This is a genomic window from Streptomyces sp. NPDC048643 (genome assembly GCF_040650615.1).
Classification (GTDB): Bacteria; Actinomycetota; Actinomycetes; order Streptomycetales; family Streptomycetaceae; genus Streptomyces.
This window is the reverse complement of record NZ_JBEZHO010000009.1, coordinates 115,887-130,505: the sequence shown is the minus strand read 5'-3', so window position 1 is coordinate 130,505 and position 14,619 is coordinate 115,887. Positions and strand designations below refer to the sequence as shown.

The window sequence follows — 14,619 nt, the reverse complement described above, 5'->3', positions numbered from 1 at the left end:
GCGGGTGACCGGGCGGGGACCGGCCTTTTCCACGGCGCTCGGTGCACGCGGTGGGCTCGGTGTACGCGGTGCGCTCGGTGTGCGCGTTGCACTTGAGCCTCTGCCGTCCCGTACAACCCTTCAGGCCCGCCAGAGGTCATCTCCAGGACCGCACGTATGTCCTGGAGAGGACCTCATGTCCCGGCCCCATCACAAGCGTTCCCGGCGTCCCGTCGTCCTGGGCGCCACCGCCGTCGCGGCCGCCCTGGCCGGTGGCCTGCTCATCGCCCTGCCGGGCGGTGCGAGTGCCGCCCCGTCGGGCCTCGCCGACGACTTCAACGGCGACGGCTACCGCGACCTGGCGACCGGCGCCCCGGGCGCCGTCACGGGCGGGAAGGCGAAGGCGGGCGCCGTGGTCGTCAACTACGGCTCGGCGAGCGGTGTCGGCGCCGCGCGGCACAAGACCACGTCGCAGAGTTCCTCCGGCGTGCCCGGTGCTTCGGAGACCTCCGACCGCTTCGGCACCGAACTCGCGCACGGCGACCTCAACCACGACGGCTACGGCGATCTCGTCGTCGGCACACCGCAGGAGGATGTCAGCGGCGACGTCGACGGCGGCTCCGTCACGATCCTGTGGGGCGGCGCGTCCGGCCTGTCGGGCGGTACGACGATCAGCGACCCGAACCCCACGGGCCACGACCGGTTCGGCCAGTCCCTCGCGGTCGGCGGCTTCACCGGTGACGGGAAGACCGATCTGGCGGTCGGTTCCACCGGCAAGGACGTGTGGATCTTCAAGGGCGGCTTCACCAAGTCCGGCGGCGCGGCCGGGAAACTGCGCTTCGACGCGCAGATCGAGGCCGGCGCGTACCCGATGGGTGCCGTCCAGCTCGCCGCCGGGGACTTCGACGACGACGGCACGGACGACGTGGTGGTGGGCTCCTTCGCGGGCAACTTCGTCTACCGGGGCGCCTCGACGGGACCCACGCTCCAGACCGAGGCCGGCGCGGGGTCCGCGGGCGCGTTCGCCGTCGCCGACTTCGACCGCGACGGGCACGACGACCTGGTCGTCGGCACCGACTTCGTCGACATCCTGAACGCTCCCGCGAAGGGCGGCTACGCCACCGTCTTCTACGGCGGCACGGCCGGCGTCGACACCACGCGCAGCGCCGTCCTCAGCCAGGACACCGCGGGGGTGCCGGGAACGGACGAGTCCAACGACTGGTTCGGAGCCTCGCTCGCGGCGGGCGACGTCAACGGCGACGGCTACCCGGACCTCGCCGTCGGCGCGGACAACGAGTCCGTCGGCTCGACGGACGGCGTCGGCAACGTCTGGGTGCTGCGCGGCGGCGCCTCCGGCCTGAAGGGGACCGGCGCCCAGTCCTTCAACCAGGGCACCGCGGGCGTCCCGGGAGCCAACGAGCAGTCGGACATGTTCGGCGACGCCGTCCACCTCGCCGACCACGACAAGGACGGCCGCGCCGACCTGTCGGTGGGCGCGGCCGGCGAGAACAGCGACGACGGCGCCGTGTGGGTCCTGCGCGGCTCCGCCGGTGGCATCACGGTCACCGGCGCGGTGAGCTTCGGCGCGTCCTCCGTCGGCGTCGGGAAGTCGGGGGACGACCCCATGTTCGGGGACGTGATGTCGGGCTCCTGAGCGGCGCCACGCCGGGACCGTGAGCGGGGCGCGGACCGACGGGAAGGGGCGGCACCGGATGATTCCGGTGCCGCCCCTTCCCGCTGTGCCCGGAACACGCCCTCCGAGGGCCTGCCGGTCCTAGACCCCGCTCTCCGCCGGCGCGAGTTCCTCCACCGCCGGCGCCGGGGACGCCGCCTGCCGTGCGCTGAGCGCGTAGTAGAGCAGACCGCCCACCAGGCCCGACAGCAGGAAACTGCAGTCGACTCCGCCGGTCAGTTGCAGCAGCGGGCCCTCGTACGAGGGCAGCGAGACCGCGAGCAGTCCGGCGCAGGCGCCGATCGCCCAGGACACGGTGGCCCGGATGTTCCAGCCGGCCCGGTACCAGTAGACGCCGCCTTTCGAGCGGCGGTTGAAGACCTGGAGGGCGTCCGGGTCGTAGACACCGCGGCAGCGCACGAAGCCGATCAGCGTGATGACCGCCCAGGGGGTGCCGATCGCGGTCAGCAGCAGGACGAACGAGGTCATGGCGGACTGCGCGTTCCAGGCGTAGTGCCCGACGAAGACGCAGAGCATGGCGACGACGGCGACCGAGCAGGTGGCGCGGGCCCGCGAGGCGCGCGGCAGGATCGCGTCCAGGTCGAGGCCCATCGAGTAGAGCATCAGACCGGCGTTGCCGACCGAGCCGGCGGAGGCCGCCAGCAGCAGCGGGACCAGGTACCAGCCGGGGGCCGCGGACACCAGCGGGCCCGCGTAGTCGAGGGCCGCGTGGGCCGCGTACGCCGTGAAGGTGCCGAAGAGCTGGGGGACCAGCAGGCCCGCGAGCAGGCCGAGCCAGGTGGAGTGCAGGACGGTGCGCGAGGTGTGGCGCGCGGGGGAGATGTAGCGGGTGTAGTCGCCGAGCAGCGTGATGAACGCGATCGGGCCGGACAGGCCGGCCGCCACCGCCGCCAGCAGCCAGGTGGGCCAGAACGAGCCGAGCAGATATCCGCCCGTCTCCGGGATCGCCGCGGTGGAGAAGTGCGGGGCGTACGCGATCACGCCGACCGCCAGCAGCGCCGTCATGCCGATCGCGAGGGCGCGGGACATGGTGAGCAGCACGCGGTAGCCGTAGACCGCGCCGGCGACGGTGGCGGCGGCGAGCACGACGTACACGACGGCGTACGCGGTGCCGCTGGGCTCCAGGCCGAAGAGCCGGCCGAGGACGCTCACCATCACGTCGCCGCCGATCCACACGGTCAGCGCGGTGTAGCCGAGCGCGAGCAGCAGGCCGACGACCGAGCCGACCAGCCGTCCCCGCACGCCGAACTGGGCGCCGGAGGAGGTGGAGAGGTTGGTCCCGGTCCGCAGCGAGACCAGGGCCAGCGGCGCGGTGAGCGCCGTGCCGACCACGGTGCCTGCCACGATCGCGCTGACCGAGGACCACCAGCCGAGCCCGAAGGAGGGCGGCAGCCAGCCGAAGATGATCACGCCGAGGCAGAGGTTGGAGCCGAGCAGGATCGACATGAGGTCGCGCGGACCGCTGGTGCGTTCCTCGTCGGGGATCGTGTCGACTCCGCGCTGTTCAATCGGCATGGCTGGTCTCCTTCGACGGCCGCCCAGGGGTGGTGCTGGTCGCATCCAAAAATTAGAGCGACGTTCAATGTGTCGTCTTCGACGCTTACCCGTCAATGTTTCCCTTCCATGAAATCCGCGTTTAGAGTGATGCTCTAAACGGAGGAACGCAAGGAGGTGTCGTGGCGTGAGACTGACCCCCACGGAACGTGACCGGCTGCTGCTGTTCTCGGCCGCCGAGCTGGCCCGCGCCCGCAGGGCCCGCGGGCTGCGGCTCAACGTGCCGGAGGCCACCGCCCTGATCGCGGACACCGTCTGCGAGACCGCCCGCGACGGCGGCCGGCTGGCCGAGGCGATCGAGGCGGCCCGGTCCGTCCTCGGCCCCGACGACGTGCTGCCCGGCGTCGCGGACGTGGTCACCGAGGTGCACGTGGAGGCCGTCTTCGACGACGGCTCCCGGCTCGCGGTCGTCTCCGACCCCATCGGCGGCGGACTCGGCGACCTGGCCCCCGGCGCGCTGCTGCCGGCGCCCGCGCACACCGAGCCCCCCGCGGTCCTGCGGCTGACGGTCACCAACACCGCCACCGTGCCCGTCTCCGTCACCTCCCACTTCCACTTCTTCGAGGCCAACCCGCGGCTCGACTTCGACCGGGCGGCCACCTACGGCATGCGGCTCGCGGTGCCCGCCGGATCCTCCGTCCGCTTCGGCCCCGGCGAGAGCGCCGAGGTCGGTTTCGTGCCGATCGGCGGCGAACGGATCGCCATCGGCTTCGCCGGCCTGGTCGACGGTCCTCTGGACGCGCCCGGAGCCAGGCAGGAGGCCCTGCGCCGGGCCGCCGCCTGCGGCTACCTCGGCGTACCGGACACCCGTGACAAGGAGGTCGGCCGATGAGCCGTCCCGGAGGCCACCCCGCGGAACCCCGCCGCCTCTCCCCGTACGAGTACGCCGCCACCCACGGCCCCCGGGCCGGCGACCGGGTCCGGCTCGGCGACTCCGGACTGACCGTCCGCGTCGAGTCCGACTCCCAGCTCCCCGGCGACGAGTTCCTCGCCGGATTCGGCAAGACCGCCCGTGACGGGCTGCACCTGAAGGCCGCCGCCGTCCGGGACACCTGCGACGTCGTCATCAGCAACGTGGTGGTGATCGACGCCGTCCAGGGGATCCGCAAGGTCTCCATCGGCATCCGCGAGGGCCGGATCTGCTCGATCGGGCGGGCCGGCAACCCCGACACCCTCGACGGCGTCGACGTCGTGGTCGGCACCGGCACGTCCATCGTCTCCGGCGAGGGCCTCATCGCCACCGCCGGAGCCGTCGACACCCACGTGCACCTGCTCTCGCCGCGCATCATGGAGGCCTCGCTCGCCTCCGGCGTCACGACGATCATCGGCCAGGAGTTCGGCCCGGTCTGGGGCGTCGGCGTCAACTCCCCCTGGGCGCTGCGCCACGCGTTCAACGCCTTCGACGCCTGGCCGGTCAACATCGGCTTCCTGGGCCGGGGTTCGTCCTCCGACGGCGCCCCGCTCGTCGAGGCTCTCGCCGAGGGCGGCGCCAGCGGCTTCAAGGTCCACGAGGACATGGGAGCCCACACCCGCGCCCTCGACACCGCGCTGCGCGTCGCCGAGGAGCACGACGTCCAGGTCGCCCTGCACAGCGACGGCCTGAACGAGTGCCTGTCGGTCGAGGACACCCTGAAGGTGCTGGACGGACGCACCATCCACGCCTTCCACATCGAGGGCTGCGGCGGCGGACACGTCCCGAACGTCCTCAAGATGGCGGGCGTCCCGAACGTCATCGGGTCCTCCACCAACCCGACCCTGCCCTTCGGCCGGGACGCGGTCGCCGAGCACTACGGGATGATCGTCTCCGTCCACGACCTGAAGACCGACCTGCCCGGCGACGCCGCCATGGCCCGCGACCGCATCCGCGCCGGGACGATGGGCGCCGAGGACGTGCTGCACGACCTGGGCGCGATCGGCATCACCTCCTCCGACGCCCAGGGCATGGGCCGCGCCGGAGAGACCGTCCGCCGCACCTTCGCCATGGCCGGCAAGATGAAGGCCCAGTTCGGGGCGCCCGAGAGCGACGACAACGAACGCGTCCTGCGCTACATGGCCAAGCTGACGATCAACCCGGCCATCGCGCACGGCCTCGCCCACGAGGTCGGCTCCATCGAGACGGGCAAGCTCGCCGACATCGTGCTGTGGCGCCCCGAGTACTTCGGCGCCAAACCGCAGCTGGTCCTGAAGTCCGGCTTCCCCGCCTACGGAGTCGTCGGCGACCCGAACGCCGCCACCGACACCTGTGAACCGCTCGTCCTCGGGCCGCAGTTCGGGGCGCACGGCGCGACGCCCGCCGAGATCTCCGTGGCGTTCGTCGCCCAGGCCGCGCTCGACCAGGGCAACGACACCATGCCGACCCGCCGGCGCCGCGTCGCCGTCCGCGGCACCCGTGGCATCGGCCCCGCCGACCTGCGCCTCAACTCCCGTACCGGAGAGGTCGACGTCGACCAGCGCACCGGCCTCGTCACCCTCGACGGCGACCCGCTGCGCTCCGAACCCGCCGACTCGGTCTCCCTCAACCGCCTGTACTTCCTGTGATCGACCACGCCTCTAAGGAACCCCCCATGTCTGCTGCCGCCGACGGCTTCCGGATGCCCGCCGAGTGGACCGCGCACGAGCGCACCTGGATGGCGTGGCCGGGCCCCAACCCCACCTTCGACAACCCCGACGACCTCGCCGAGTCGCGCGCCGCCTGGGCGGCCGTGGCCCGCGCCGTCCGCCGCTTCGAGCCGGTCACCGTGGTCTGCGGTCCCGGCCAGTCCGCGCCGGCGGCCGAACTCCTCGGCCCCGGCGTCGACACCGTCGAGCGGGAACTCGACGACGCCTGGATGCGTGACATCGGTCCCACCTTCCTCACCAACGGTTCAGGTGAACTCGCCGCCGTGGACTGGACGTTCAACGGCTGGGGCGCCCAGGACTGGGCCCGCTGGGAGCATGACTCCAAGATCGGCGCGCAGGTCGCCGAACTGGCCGGAGCGAAGACGTACGCCTCCCGGCTCGTCAACGAGGGCGGCGCGATCCACGTCGACGGCGAGGGCACCGTGCTGCTCACCGAGACCGTCCAGCTCGGCCCCGAGCGGAACCCCGGCTGGAGCCGCGAGGAGGTCGAGGCGGAGATCCACGCCCAGCTCGGCACCCGCAAGGCGATCTGGCTGCCGCGCGGCCTCACCGGCGACTACCCGCCGTACGGCTTCGGCACCCTCGGCCACGTCGACATCGTCGCCGCCTTCGCCCGGCCCGGCGTGGTCGTCGCGCACTCCCAGCAGGACCCGGCCCACCCCGACCACGAGGTCAGCAAGGAGGTCATCGGGCTGCTCAAGGCCCAGACCGACGCGCGGGGCCGCGGCATCGAGGTCGTGGAGGTGCCCGCCCCGACGGTCCTGGAGGCCGACGGCCACTGGGCCGACTACTCGTACATCAACCACTACCTGTGCAACGGCGGCGTCGTGCTCTGCGGCTTCGACGACCCGCGCGACGAGATCGCGGCGGGCATCTTCCGCCGCCTGTTCCCGGAGCGGACGGTGACACTGGTGGACGCACGTACGATCTTCGCGGGCGGCGGTGGCATCCACTGCATCACCCAGCAGCAGCCGAAGGTCTGAACACGGGAGTCACGGATGGCCGGTGCGCGGAAGAACGCGCCGCCGCGCGAGGAGGTCCTCGCCGTCGCCATGGAGATGATCGCCGAGCGCGGTCTGGAGAAGCTCACCATGGCGGCGCTCGGCCGCGAGGTCGGCATGAGCAGCGGCCATCTCCTCTACTACTTCCGCACCAAGGACGAGCTGCTGCTGCGCACCCTGGAGTGGAGCGAGGGCCGGCTCGGCGCCGAGAGGGGCCGGCTGCTGGCCGCGCGCGGAACCGCCCGGGAGCGCCTCGACGCCTACGTCGACCTGTACGTCCCCGACGGCCACCGCGACCCGCACTGGACGCTCTGGCTGGAGGTCTGGAACCGCTCGCAGAACGCCGCCGAGGACGCCCGGGAACGGCAGGTCGCCATCGAGGGCGCCTGGCACCGCGACCTCGTCGCGCTGCTCGCCGAGGGCGTCTCGCGCGGCGAGTTCCGAGCCGTCGATCCGGACCGCGTCGCCGCCCGGCTGCGTGCCCTGCTCGACGGCTTCTCCATCCACGTGGCGATCGGCCTGCGCGGCACCGACCGCGAACGGGTGCTGTCCCACGTGCGGGAGTTCCTCGACGAGTCGCTGGGCTGACCCGCGGCGGCGCCGTCCGGGCCCGCCCGCGCCGTCCGCGGCGGTGCTCGCATCCTGAGACGCCCCGTGAGGGGACGCGTGCTCTGTGCCAGACTGCCCCCGTGCTCTCGTTCGCCACGATTATTGGCAGCAGGCGCGCCGGTCCGCAGTGACCGCCACGTACGACCAGGTACGGGCGGACACCGTCGTTCTCGACCCGCGCGCAGACCTCTCGCACCCGCGAGGGGTTTTTCGCTTTTCTGGCCCACCTTCAGCCGGGAGCGCAGCGCGAGGGATCATTGGGGGACGGTGGAGCCGGTCATTCCGGTAGACCGAGATTCAACACAGGAGCCCTGACACCATGACGGAAACCAGCGAACTGGATGACGCGTTCCACGTCTTCGACACGACGCTGCGCGACGGCGCGCAGCGCGAGGGCATCAACCTCACCGTGGCGGACAAGCTGGCCATCACGCGGCACCTGGACGACTTCGGAGTCGGCTTCATCGAGGGCGGCTGGCCCGGCGCCAACCCCCGCGACACCGAGTTCTTCGCCCGCGCCCAGCAGGAGATCGACTTCCAGCACGCGCAGCTCGTGGCCTTCGGAGCGACCCGCCGGGCAGGCGGCAAGGCCTCCGAGGACCCGCAGGTCAAGGCACTCCTGGACTCCGGCGCCCCGGTGATCACGCTGGTCGCCAAGTCCCACGACCGGCACGTCGAGCTCGCCCTGCGCACCACTCTGGAAGAGAACCTGGAGATGGTCCGCGACACCGTCTCCCACCTGCGGTCCCAGGGCCGCCGCGTCTTCGTCGACTGCGAGCACTTCTTCGACGGCTACCGCGCGAACCCCGGCTACGCCAAGGCGGTCGTCCGCGCGGCCGCGGAGGCCGGCGCCGACGTCGTGGTCCTGTGCGACACCAACGGCGGGATGCTCCCGGCGCAGGTCCAGGCCGTCGTCGCCACCGTCCTCGCGGACACCGGCGCCCGGCTCGGCATCCACGCGCAGGACGACACCGGCTGCGCGGTCGCCAACACCCTGGCCGCCGTCGACGCGGGCGCCACCCACGTCCAGTGCACGGCCAACGGCTACGGCGAGCGGGTCGGCAACTCCAACCTGTTCCCCGTCGTCGCCGCCCTGGAGCTGAAGTACGGCAAGAAGGTGCTGCCCGACGGCGCCCTGCGCGAGATGACCCGGATCTCGCACGCCATCGCCGAGGTGGTCAACCTGACCCCCTCCACCCACCAGCCCTACGTGGGGGTGTCGGCCTTCGCCCACAAGGCGGGCCTGCACGCCTCGGCCATCAAGGTCGACCCCGACCTCTACCAGCACATCGACCCCGAACAGGTCGGCAACACCATGCGGATGCTGGTCTCCGACATGGCCGGCCGCGCCTCGATCGAACTCAAGGGCAAGGAACTCGGCGTCGACATCAGCGGGGACCGCGAACTGGTCGCCCGTGTCGTCGCCCGCGTCAAGGAACGCGAGCTGGAGGGCTACACGTACGAGGCGGCCGACGCGAGCTTCGAACTGCTGCTGCGCGCCGAGGCCGAGGGCCGGGCCCGCTCCTACTTCGAGGTCGAGTCCTGGCGCGCCATCGTCGAGGACCGCCCCGACGGCACCCACGCCAACGAGGCCACGGTGAAACTCTTCGCCAAGGGCGAGCGCATCGTCGCCACCGCCGAGGGCAACGGCCCGGTCAACGCCCTCGACCGCGCCCTGCGCGTGGCCCTGGAGACGATCTACCCGCAGCTCGCCAAGCTGGAACTGGTCGACTACAAGGTCCGCATCCTGGAGGGCAAGCACGGCACGTCCTCCACCACCCGCGTCCTGATCGCCACGTCCGACGGCACGGGGGAGTGGTCCACGGTCGGCGTGGCCGAGAACGTCATCGCCGCGTCCTGGCAGGCACTGGAGGACGCGTACACCTACGGCCTGCTGCGGGCCGGGGTCGAGCCGGCGGCGTAGCGAGCCGAACGCCGGAGGGGCCGAGGCCCCTCCGGCGCTCATCCCTGTGGGGGGCTACTGGAGGTGCCACTTCTGGTTGCCCGCACCCGTGCAGGTCCAGATCTGCGCCCGGGCACCGTTCGCCGACGAGTTGTCCGTCACGTCGAGGCACTTGTCCGCCCCCGTGTTGACCACGTCGCCGGTCGAGGCGTTGTACGACCAGCGTTGGGCGGCCGAACCGTTGCAGTCGTAGAGCTGCACCTTCGCGCCGTTCGCCGTCGAGGCCGACGTGACGTCGAGGCACTTGCCGAGCGAGCGCACCGACCCGTCGGCCTGCACGCTCCAGGACTGCGCGGTCGAGCCGTTGCAGTCGTAGAGCTGGACCGCCGTGCCGTTGGCACTCGAACCGCCCGCCACGTCCAGGCACTTGCCGCCCAGTCCGACGAACGCGCCCGACTGCGCACCCCCGCCCGACTGTGTCCCGGACCAGGTGAACGTCGCCGATGTCTTACCGGGCAGCGAATAAGTGGCGTGCTGCGAGCCCCAGTTGATGGTGACGGTCTTCGCCGCCGAGCCGTCGTTGTAGGCGATCAGGGCCTTCGAGCCGTCCGGGTTGCGCCAGGCGACGTTCGGGACCGCCGACGACGCCGTGGAGGCGATCCGCTGCGCGCCGGGACGGACGAACTTCGTCAGATGGCCCATCGTGTAGTACTCGACCGTGTAGTCGACGCTCCCGCTCGCCCCGTCACCGTTGTGCACGGTGACCAGGCCGGTGCAGGTGCCGCAACCCCCGTTGTGCGGGCCCATGTTCTGGTCCACGGCCAGCGACCACTTGGTCACCGACTTCGCCCAGTTGCGGGTGTAGTCGACGATGTTGAGCATGTCCTCGCGCTGCTGGTTGGCGATCCAGGTGCCGCCGGAGTGCTCGGTGCCGAAGGCGTCGAGGTTCGGGTACTGGTTGTGCACGCTCGTCTGCTTGGTGACGTCGCCGCCGTATCCGTGCCAGGCGATCCCGCCGAAGTTCGGGTGCGAACGGACCGCCGCGTCGTCCACGGTCTGCGCGGCGTAGGAGTCGTAGACGTCCCAGTTCCAGTCGTGCGCGAGCACCTTGGTGGACAGCCCCGCCGCCTGGAGCTTGGGCAGCAGCTCGCTCTTGGTGAAGTAGGCGAGCCCCGAGGCGTTCCAGCTCATCGAGGGATAGCCCGAGCAGCAGGTCGGCTCGTTCTGCGCGGTGACGTACGAGACGGGGACACCCTGGTCCCGGTAGGCCTGGAGGTACTTCACGAAGTACGAGGCGTAGGCGCCGTAGTCCTCGGATTTCAGCCATCCGCCGTTCAGCGACCCGCTGTCCTTCATCCAGGCCGGCGCGGTCCACGGCGAGGCCATCACGGTGAGGGACGGGTTGAGCTGGAGCGCCTGCCTGGTCAGCGGCACCACGTCGGCCAGGTCGTGCGCGATGGAGAACTTCGTCAGGTTCGGATCGGTCTGCCCGGCCGGCACGTCGTCGTAGCTGTAGCCGAATCGGGCCAGGTCGGAGGCGCCCATGGGGTTGCGCAGGAAGGACAGCCCGATGCCGTCGGTGGGGGAGAAGAGCTTCCGCATCGTCGCGTCGCGCGTGCTCTGCGACAGCGCCCCGCTGCTGTTCATCAGCCAGGCCGCCGTGTCGGTGAAGGAGGCGCCCCCGCCGGTGAACGTCTGGTACCGGGTGTTCTCGTCGACGGTGATGTTCTCGCCACCGCCGCCGCTGCCCGACTGGAAGGCGAACGGCGCCTGGGCCTGCAGACCGCGCACGACGTGACGGCCGCCGGAGTCGTCCGTCGTCGTGAGCCAGGCGGTGACCTGTTCGCCCGCGGCGTGCGCCGTGACGGGCGTGGCCGCCGCGAATCCCGCGGTGGTGAGCAGCCCGGCGACGATCAGCCGGACCGCCCGAGTGGATCTCCTGATGGATCTCCGCATGGAGCGCCGCCCTTCTGGAAGTGGGGGTGGGGAGGCGTGCGAGGCGTGAGTAAATGACGGCTTCGGAGCCACGTCAAGGGGTCGCGCGTTCACATTCTGAAGGAACAACTGCCCTGATCCGGCCGTGACTTGAGTGTGTACCGGTTCTGACGTGAAGCCTTGACGGGTTCTCGAGACGCCAGTTAACTCACGCCCTGATCTAAGTCGTGAGAAGAGCGTGAGAGTCGAAAGGGAACCCATGACAGGGCTCGATCGGAACTCCGTACGAAGAACCGCCGTGCTGGCCGGCGCCGCACTGATCGTCGGCCTGCTGCCGCTCGCGTCGGCGGGGACGGCGGCGGCCGCCGATCCCGACCCCGTCCCGGTCGACCGCTTCGAGGGCGAGGTGCCCTTCGCGAGCCAGCCGGCCGAAGGCCTCTTCACCTGGGGCGGCGACGCCGACGACCCGCCCGCGCTGACCCTGGCCGAACGGTCCGACGCGCCCGAGGGGGCCAAGGTCCTCGCCGGCGACTACGACATCAGCGGCTACGGCGGCTTCACCCACGACTACGCCGCGGATCAGCCGGGCCACGACTGGTCCGCGCACAAGGGCATCCGCTTCTGGTGGGACGGCCAGGACAACGGCAAGAAGACCGCCTTCGAGATCAAGGACGGCGGTGCGAACGGCGAGGCCTCAGAGCTGTGGACGACGTCCTTCACGGACGACTTCACCGGCTGGAAACAGATCGAGATCCCTTTCACCGACTTCACCTACCGCACGGACTACCAGCCCGTCGGCGGGATCGACCAGGTGCTCGGGCTGACCCAGATGTGGGGCTACGCCGTCACCCTCCCGGTCGGCGCCGAGGGCCGGTTCGCCATGGACGACGTCGAGCTGTACGGCAAGGCCGACCAGTCGCTGCGCGCCTCCGTCACCACCGACGCGGCGGTCTACCCGGTGAAGGAGGGCGCCACCGCGAGCGTGAAGGTCTCCGTCGCCACCACCGGCTCCGCCCCGATCGACGAGCCCGTGACCGTCGCCTACGAGAGCACCGGCGGCACCGCCGAGTCCGGCAAGGACTACACCCCGGTCAAGGGTGAGATCACCTTCCCGGCGGGCACGGTGTCCGGCACCAGCAGAACGGTCCGCGTCCCGACCCTGCGCGACCGCTCCGGTGAAGCGGCCGAGACGATCCCGCTCAAGCTCACGGTGACCGGCGCCAAGGCCCCCGCCGAGACGCCGCAGGTCGTCATCGACGCCCACGGACTCCCGTACCTGGACGCGAAGCTCCCCGTGAAGAAGCGGGTCGCCGACCTCCTCTCCCGGATGTCCCTCGCGGAGAAGGCCGGGCAGATGACCCAGGCGGAGCGCGGCGCGATCGGCGCGGGCGGTGACATCGCCGCGTACGACCTCGGATCGCTGCTCTCCGGCGGCGGCTCCACGCCCACACCCAACACCCCCGCGGCCTGGGCGAAGATGATCGACGGCTACCAGCTCCGCGCGCAGGCCACCCGCTTCCAGATCCCGCTGATCTACGGCGTGGACGCGGTGCACGGCCACAACAACCTCGCCGGCGCGACGGTCATGCCCCACAACATCGGCATCGGCGCCACCCGCGACCCCGCGCTCGCCGAGCGGACGGGAGCCGTGACCGCGGCCGAGGTCCGCGCCACCGGCGTCCCGTGGGACTTCGCGCCCTGCCTGTGCGTGACCCGCGACGAACGCTGGGGCCGCTCCTACGAGTCCTTCGGTGAGGACCCGGCGCTCGTCGAGTCCATGGAGACGGTCGTCCAGGGCCTCCAGGGCGACCGGAGCGGCAAGGACCTGAAGGACGACGACAAGGTCCTGGCCACCGCCAAGCACTTCGTCGGCGACGGCGGCACCGCCTACGGCTCCTCCACCACCGGCAGCTACACCGTCGACCAGGGCGTCACCAAGGTCAGCCGCCAGGAGTTGGAGGCCGTGCACCTGGCCCCGTTCCAGGAAGCGGTGGACCGCGGAGTCGGCACGGTCATGCCCTCGTACTCGTCGCTCGACATCCTCGGCGACGGCCAGGGCCCGGTGAAGATGCACGCCCGCGCCGACATGATCAACGGCGTGCTCAAGGACCGGATGGGCTTCGACGGCTTCGTCATCAGCGACTGGAACGCCATCGACCAGCTCCCCGGTGACTACGCCTCGCACGTCCGCACCTCGGTCAACGCGGGCGTGGACATGATGATGGTCCCGTACAGCTACAAGGAGTTCAGCGCGACCCTGATCGACGAGGCGAAGGCCGGACGGGTCACCGACCGGCGGATCGACGACGCGGTCGCGCGGATCCTGGCGCAGAAGTTCCGCCTCGGCCTCTTCGAGAAGCCGTACGCGGACACGAGCGGCGCCTCCGCGATCGGCTCGACGGCCCACCGCGCGGTGGCCCGCCAGGCGGCGGCGGAGTCCCAGGTGCTGCTGAAGAACGCCGGATCCGTCCTGCCGCTGAAGAAGTCCCAGAAGGTGTACGTCGCCGGCTCCAACGCCGACGACATCGGCAACCAGACCGGCGGCTGGACCATCACCTGGCAGGGCTCGTCCGGGAACATCACCCAGGGCACGACGATCCTCCAGGGCATGCGCAAGGCCGGCGGCGACGTCACGTACTCCAAGGACGCCTCGGCCTCCACGGACGGATACGACGTCGGTGTGGTCGTGGTCGGCGAGACCCCGTACGCCGAGGGCGTGGGCGACGTCGGCAACGGCAACGACCTGGAGCTGACCGCGGCCGACAAGGCCGCCGTCGACAAGGTGTGCGCGGCCATGAAGTGCGCCGTGCTCGTCGTCTCGGGCCGCCCGCAGCTCATCGGCGACCGTCTCGGGGACGTCGACGCGCTCGTCGCCTCCTGGCTGCCGGGCACGGAGGGCGACGGTGTCGCCGACGTCCTCTACGGCAGGCGCGCCTTCACCGGGCAGCTCCCGGTCACCTGGCCGAAGAGCGAGTCCCAGCTGCCGATCAACATCGGTGACACGTCCTACGACCCGCAGTTCCCGTACGGCTGGGGTCTGACGACGCTCACGAACGTGCCGGGCGGCGGCACCGCGAGCCTCAGGGCCCTCGCCCTGGTGGCCGCGGCGGCGGAGCGCGCGGGTGCCGACACGGTCGCCCGCACGGCCGTGACCAAGGCCCGTCTGCTCGTCCAGCAGAAGATCGGCACGTCGGTCACGGCGGCGTCCGCCAAGCCCTTCGCGGACGCCGACCATCTGCTCCTGACCGGGCACTACGCGGACGCGGTGGCGAAGCTGACGGAGGCGTACCGCGTCGGGTGAGACGCGCCGTGAGAGCGCCGGCCGG

General features: G+C 71.3%; 9 protein-coding genes. 7 read left to right on the top strand and 2 right to left on the bottom strand.

Translation table 11 applies throughout. The features are described 5' to 3' along the window. Positions 1 to 175 precede the first annotated feature (175 nt). Complete coding sequence (locus tag AB0C62_RS12005; RefSeq protein WP_362972036.1) at positions 176 to 1,633, top strand: FG-GAP repeat protein; 1,458 nt, start codon at positions 176 to 178, stop codon at positions 1,631 to 1,633. A 120-nt stretch (positions 1,634 to 1,753) separates the two neighbouring features. Here the strand turns inward: AB0C62_RS12005 and AB0C62_RS12000 are convergent, their stop codons facing one another. After that, positions 1,754 to 3,187, bottom strand: coding sequence for a cytosine permease (locus AB0C62_RS12000; RefSeq protein WP_362972034.1), 1,434 nt, complete (start codon positions 3,185 to 3,187; stop codon positions 1,754 to 1,756). A 166-nt stretch (positions 3,188 to 3,353) separates the two neighbouring features. On the opposite strand from AB0C62_RS12000, the gene ureA reads away from it, so the two are divergent. From ureA to cimA, 5 genes are all read left to right on the top strand, one after another. Then, on the top strand, positions 3,354 to 4,058 hold the full coding sequence (gene ureA, locus AB0C62_RS11995; protein WP_362972032.1) for an urease subunit gamma: 705 nt from the start codon (positions 3,354 to 3,356) through the stop codon (positions 4,056 to 4,058). Then, positions 4,055 to 5,764 carry an urease subunit alpha gene (locus AB0C62_RS11990; protein WP_362972030.1) on the top strand — a complete coding sequence of 570 codons (1,710 nt, stop codon included), beginning with the start codon at positions 4,055 to 4,057 and terminating at the stop codon, positions 5,762 to 5,764. Before ureA ends, AB0C62_RS11990 begins: the two co-directional genes overlap by 4 nt. A gap of 26 nt (positions 5,765 to 5,790) precedes the next feature. Further along, on the top strand, positions 5,791 to 6,828 hold the full coding sequence (locus tag AB0C62_RS11985; RefSeq protein WP_362972029.1) for an agmatine deiminase family protein: 1,038 nt from the start codon (positions 5,791 to 5,793) through the stop codon (positions 6,826 to 6,828). A 15-nt stretch (positions 6,829 to 6,843) separates the two neighbouring features. After that, complete coding sequence (locus AB0C62_RS11980) at positions 6,844 to 7,434, top strand: TetR/AcrR family transcriptional regulator (RefSeq protein WP_362972027.1); 591 nt, start codon at positions 6,844 to 6,846, stop codon at positions 7,432 to 7,434. A gap of 340 nt (positions 7,435 to 7,774) precedes the next feature. Further along, positions 7,775 to 9,379 carry a citramalate synthase gene (cimA, locus tag AB0C62_RS11975; protein WP_362972025.1) on the top strand — a complete coding sequence of 535 codons (1,605 nt, stop codon included), beginning with the start codon at positions 7,775 to 7,777 and terminating at the stop codon, positions 9,377 to 9,379. Positions 9,380 to 9,433: 54 nt separating this feature from the next. Here cimA and AB0C62_RS11970 read toward each other — a convergent pair whose 3' ends face one another. Next, positions 9,434 to 11,314, bottom strand: coding sequence for a ricin-type beta-trefoil lectin domain protein (locus tag AB0C62_RS11970; protein WP_362972023.1), 1,881 nt, complete (start codon positions 11,312 to 11,314; stop codon positions 9,434 to 9,436). Between the two features lie 238 nt (positions 11,315 to 11,552). Between AB0C62_RS11970 and AB0C62_RS11965 the strand changes: the two genes are divergently transcribed. Then, positions 11,553 to 14,594, top strand: coding sequence for a glycoside hydrolase family 3 N-terminal domain-containing protein (locus tag AB0C62_RS11965; RefSeq protein WP_362972021.1), 3,042 nt, complete (start codon positions 11,553 to 11,555; stop codon positions 14,592 to 14,594). Positions 14,595 to 14,619 lie beyond the last annotated feature (25 nt).

What these genes read in the sequence shown, in the direction of transcription:
- AB0C62_RS12005 (WP_362972036.1), top strand. Translation starts at nt 176, where the DNA reads ATGTCCCGGCCCCATCACAAGCGTTCCCGGCGTCCCGTCGTCCTGGGC.
- AB0C62_RS11990 (WP_362972030.1), top strand. Translation starts at nt 4,055, where the DNA reads ATGAGCCGTCCCGGAGGCCACCCCGCGGAACCCCGCCGCCTCTCCCCG.
- cimA (WP_362972025.1), top strand. Translation starts at nt 7,775, where the DNA reads ATGACGGAAACCAGCGAACTGGATGACGCGTTCCACGTCTTCGACACG.
- AB0C62_RS11985 (WP_362972029.1), top strand. Translation starts at nt 5,791, where the DNA reads ATGTCTGCTGCCGCCGACGGCTTCCGGATGCCCGCCGAGTGGACCGCG.
- AB0C62_RS11980 (WP_362972027.1), top strand. Translation starts at nt 6,844, where the DNA reads ATGGCCGGTGCGCGGAAGAACGCGCCGCCGCGCGAGGAGGTCCTCGCC.
- AB0C62_RS12000 (WP_362972034.1), bottom strand. Translation starts at nt 3,187, where the DNA reads ATGCCGATTGAACAGCGCGGAGTCGACACGATCCCCGACGAGGAACGC.
- AB0C62_RS11970 (WP_362972023.1), bottom strand. Translation starts at nt 11,314, where the DNA reads ATGCGGAGATCCATCAGGAGATCCACTCGGGCGGTCCGGCTGATCGTC.
- AB0C62_RS11965 (WP_362972021.1), top strand. Translation starts at nt 11,553, where the DNA reads ATGACAGGGCTCGATCGGAACTCCGTACGAAGAACCGCCGTGCTGGCC.